Source organism: Siphonobacter sp. (genome assembly GCF_048595215.1).
In the GTDB taxonomy this organism is placed as follows: Bacteria; Bacteroidota; Bacteroidia; order Cytophagales; family Spirosomataceae; genus Siphonobacter.
Window position 1 is genome coordinate 1 of sequence record NZ_JBMDWJ010000095.1, and the last position, 4,620, is coordinate 4,620.

4 protein-coding genes are annotated in these 4,620 nt (G+C 51.8%); 3 read left to right on the forward strand and 1 reads right to left on the reverse strand.

Annotated elements, in window-relative coordinates:
* From ACOJTG_RS05140 to ACOJTG_RS05150, 3 genes are all read left to right on the forward strand, one after another.
* Positions 1 to 984 (forward strand): glycoside hydrolase family 43 protein (locus tag ACOJTG_RS05140; protein ID WP_420152828.1); only part of this gene is annotated, 984 nt, incomplete at its 5' end.
* A 56-nt stretch (positions 985 to 1,040) separates the two neighbouring features.
* Positions 1,041 to 2,099 (forward strand): endo-1,4-beta-xylanase, encoded by a 1,059-nt coding sequence (locus tag ACOJTG_RS05145; protein WP_420152829.1) that lies wholly within the window; start codon positions 1,041 to 1,043, stop codon positions 2,097 to 2,099.
* 89 nt (positions 2,100 to 2,188) lie between these two features.
* On the forward strand, positions 2,189 to 4,102 hold the full coding sequence (locus ACOJTG_RS05150) for a sialate O-acetylesterase (RefSeq protein WP_420152830.1): 1,914 nt from the start codon (positions 2,189 to 2,191) through the stop codon (positions 4,100 to 4,102).
* Between the two features lie 119 nt (positions 4,103 to 4,221).
* Here the strand turns inward: ACOJTG_RS05150 and ACOJTG_RS05155 are convergent.
* Positions 4,222 to 4,620: alpha/beta hydrolase (locus tag ACOJTG_RS05155; protein ID WP_420152831.1), on the reverse strand; the 399-nt coding region annotated here is incomplete at its 5' end.

Here is a 4,620-nt window from a genome sequence, read left to right on the forward strand (position 1 = left end):
ACCAATGGTGGTAAAAATCCGAGTTCTCAACCCCTCGTATCGCACATTTATACGGCTGATCCTTCCGCTCACGTCTTCAACGGAAAAATTTATATTTATCCCTCGCACGATATTGACGCGGAGAACATCAAGAGAGACGACGACGGCGGCCACTTTGCCATGCGGGATTACCATGTGCTGTCCATGGATAAAATCGGTGGTCCCGTCAAAGACCACGGCGTTGCTCTGGATCTTAAAGACGTTCCCTGGGCGGGCCGTCAGCTCTGGGCTCCGGATGTGGCCTATAAAAACGGTACGTACTACCTCTATTTCCCGGCGAAGGATAAACAGGATATTTTCCGCATTGGTGTAGCAACCAGTAAAAGTCCCACGGGTCCGTTCAAAGCCGAACCGGAACCCATACCCGGCACGTACAGCATTGATCCGGCCGTTTTTCAGGATACGGATGGCCAGGCGTATCTGTACTTCGGCGGCATCTGGGGCGGTCAATTACAACGCTGGGATGGCAACGAGTATCATCCGGAGGGAGCCCTGAAAAAACCGGAAGAAGTCGCGTATCTCCCCCGCGTTGTCCGTCTGAGTAAGGATATGAAGACACTCGCCGAACCCGTTCGGGAGATCCAGCTGCTGGATATAAACGGAAAACCATTTCTGGAAAAAGATAGCGATAAACGCTTTTTCGAAGGAGCCTGGTTGCATCGCTACCAGGGCAAGTACTACTTCTCCTACTCCACCGGCGATACGCATAACCTGTGTTACGCCATCAGTGATAGTCCGTATGGCCCTTTTACGTACCAGGGGATTTTGCTGAAACCCGTGCTGGGCTGGACGACCCACCACTCCATCGTGGAGGTAAACAAAAAATGGTATCTATTTTACCACGACGTGCAGCTTTCCGGCAAAACGCACCTTCGCAACGTGAAAGTGACGGAGCTGAGGTATAATCCGGACGGAACGATCCAAACCATTGATGCGTACAAGTAAAGTTTTCGTGTTTACAGACTATTAATCAATAGTTCACCTCTAAATCCCGTTAAATTATGCGTAAACGCTCACTGCTAGTCCTGCTACTGACGACGGCTTTGGTAGCTCCGGAAAAGGGTTTAAAAGATTACTATAAAGATTATTTCCCGATTGGGGTGGCTGTTAACCCCCGCATGGTTCAGCCGGGACCCGAAGCCGAACTGATCAAAGCCCAGTTTAACAGCATGACGCCGGAAAATGCCATGAAAATGGGCCCCATTCACCCGGAAGAAAATCGGTACAACTGGACCGATGCCGATGCGATTGCGGACTTTGCTCAGCAAAACAATATCAAACTACGCGGCCATACGCTCTGCTGGCATAACCAGACGCCCCGCTGGCTCTTTACCGACACCGAAGGAAAAACCGTTAGTCGCGAGGTACTGCTGGCCCGACTCAAGCGGCATATTACGGACGTCATGGGTCGGTATAAAGGGAAGATTTACGCCTGGGATGTGGTCAATGAAGCCGTTCCTGATACGGGGACGAGCCTGTATCGGAAATCGAAATTTTACGAGATTATCGGCGAAGACTACATCGAAAAAGCCTTCGAATACGCCCACGAAGCCGACCCCTCCGCTCAGCTCTTCTATAATGATTACAACACCGAAAATGCCAGCAAACGGGAGCGTATTTACCAGATCCTGAAAAAGCTGACGGATAAAAAGGTACCTATTCATGGCGTGGGCTTACAAGGTCACTGGTCGATTTACGAACCGACGGCTCAGGAGCTTCAGGCGTCTATTGACAAGTTTGCCAGTCTGGGCCTGAAAGTGCAGATTACCGAACTGGACCTGTCGGTGTACCCCAAAGAACACGAACGCCGCCAGCGGCGGGATACCGACAAAAGCGAGTTTACCGAGGCCATGCGTGAAAAGCAGGTAGCCCAGTACAAAATGATTTTTGACGTATTCCGGAAAAATCGGGATAAGCTGACGGGGGTTACCTTCTGGAATCTGTCGGATCGCTACTCCTGGCTGGACAATTTCCCCGTTCCCGGTCGTAAAGATTATCCGCTGCTTTTTGATGAAAAGGGCCAGCCCAAGAAAGCCTACGAAGGAGTCGTGAAGTTTTAGTACTCCTCTCAGGATCTCTGACGACCAACGTACTCGACTACAAAAAGGCTGCATCCCGTGGCCTTTTTCACCTAATACATAAACATCCGATGCGAAAAATTCCTTTCCTTTTTTTTCTTCTACTCAGTGTAGCGGCTTCCGCTCAGGTTCGCCTGCCTAAGTTCATTAGTGACGGTATGGTCCTCCAGCGGGATACGCCCTTGAAGATTTGGGGCTGGGCCAAGCCCGGCGAAAAAGTAACCGTACGCTTCAAAAATAAGACCTACAAAGCGACTACCCCAAGCGATGGCAAATGGCAGGTTACGTTACCCGCCCAGCCCGCCGGCGGTCCTTTTCAGATGGAGATTGCTAGCAGTAACCGAATTACCATTCAGGATATTTTACTAGGAGACGTCTGGTTTTGCAGTGGCCAGAGTAACATGGTACATCAGCTGAACATTCACGACGTCACCTACGCGGAGGAGATCAAAACGGCTAATTATCCCCAAATCCGGCAATTCTGGGTGCCCACGCTATCCAACCTGCAAAGCCCGCAGGCTGAGTTACCGCAGGGCCAGTGGAAAGCCGCCGTGGGCGAGGACGTTCGACCCTTTTCGGCGGTTGCCTATTTTTTCGCAAAAACGCTGTATGAACGGTATAAAGTCCCCATCGGCATCATCAACGCCAGCGTGGGTGGCACACCCATCGAAGCCTGGATGAGTGAGGAGGGCCTTCGAAACTTTCCCGATGCAGTAGCGACGCTGCAGAAAAATAAAGACACGGCCTACGTACAAAATCTGAAGCGGAGAGTTACGGTCCCCAAAGTCCCAATCGACGCCGGTATGGAAGCCTCGCCGAAGTGGTACGAAACCAATGATCCCTCCAAGGGTTGGCGTCCCATCAACGTGCCCGGTTACTGGGAAGATCAGGGAATCAAAGATTTGAACGGTGTTGTCTGGTACCGCCGGGAACTGGAGATTCCGCCAACGATGGCGGGGAAAGCCGCCAAGGTTTTTCTGGGTCGGATTGTGGACGCGGATGAACTCTACATCAATGGAACCCTGATTGGCAAAACGACCTATCAGTACCCGCAGCGACGATATCCCGTTCCCGCAAACGTATTGAAGGCGGGGAAAAACAGTATTGTGGTTCGGGTGACGAATACGGCCTTAAAAGGCGGTTTCGTGCCGGACAAACCCTACTGCCTTTTCGCCGGAACCGATACCGTAGATTTGAAAGGAACGTGGCAGTATAAAGTCGGTTCGGTGTTTAAACCCCTGCCCCGGGGCGAGTTTCAGGCGGCCCTGAATCCCAATAATCAGCCGGCGGCTTTGTTTAATGCCATGGTAGCTCCCATTCTTCCCTACGCGATCAAGGGTTTTTGCTGGTATCAGGGGGAAACGAATACCGGACAATCGCAACTATATGCCCAACTGTTGCCCGCCCTGATTCAGGACTGGCGGCGGGTCTGGCAGCAAGAGTCTCTGCCCTTTTTGTACGTACAACTACCCGGCTACATGGATTACCAGTACCTGCCCGGCGAGAGTAACTGGGCCTCCATGCGGGAAGCTCAGCTGAAAACGCTATCGGTACCGAATACGGCGATGGCCGTGGCGATTGACCTGGGGGAATGGAATGATATTCACCCCGATAACAAAAAAGACGTGGGCGAACGACTGGCCCGAACGGCCCTGAAGCTGGTTTACCACGAAAATATCGTCGCTTCCGGACCGCTGTTTCAGTCGGCCACGATACAGGGAAATAAAATAAGCCTCAGCTTTACGAATGTCGGCAGTGGCTTGCAGGCCATCGACGGCGAGCCACTGGGTGAATTTGCGATTGCGGGTAGTGACAAGAAATTTGTCTGGGCCCAGGCCCGGATTGAGGGCGACAAAGTAGTCGTCTGGAGTGAAGAAGTGCCTAATCCCCAGTACGTGCGTTACGCCTGGGCGGACAATCCGGTCCATGCGAATCTTTACAACAAAGAAGGCTTACCCGCCTCTCCGTTCCGAACGGATCAGTAATGCGGATGATAAAACAAAAAAAATCCACCCAGGCGGGTGGATTTTTTTTGTTTTCCCTGTTTAACGCCAGCCTATCAGCCGTCGAAAACAGAGATTTGCGGGGTTAGATGGGCAGCACTTTATTTAAATAACAAGGGCACAAACGAATACAGATCATGCCGCCAGACGGGCCAGGTATGGCCGCCGGGGTATTCGCTATACTGATACTTGATGCCCATTTCATCGAATTTTTGTCGCATGATTTTGCAGTTCTGGAACGCAATGTCTTCGGGGCCACCCATCGAAATCCAGAGCTGTTTCAGGTTGGAATTGATGGTCGAAGCATTGGTTTTCATGAACGCGTATTGCGGATCGGTGAGCGTTGGGTTATTGGCAAACCAACCCGAGCTGAATACACCCAGATACGAAAAGAGATTGGTGTTTTTCACGCCCGCGTACAGGGTTTGCAGACCACCCATGGACAAGCCCGCCAGGGCCCGGCTGCCCGCTTCCGTCTTCACGCGGTAGTTACTTTCAAC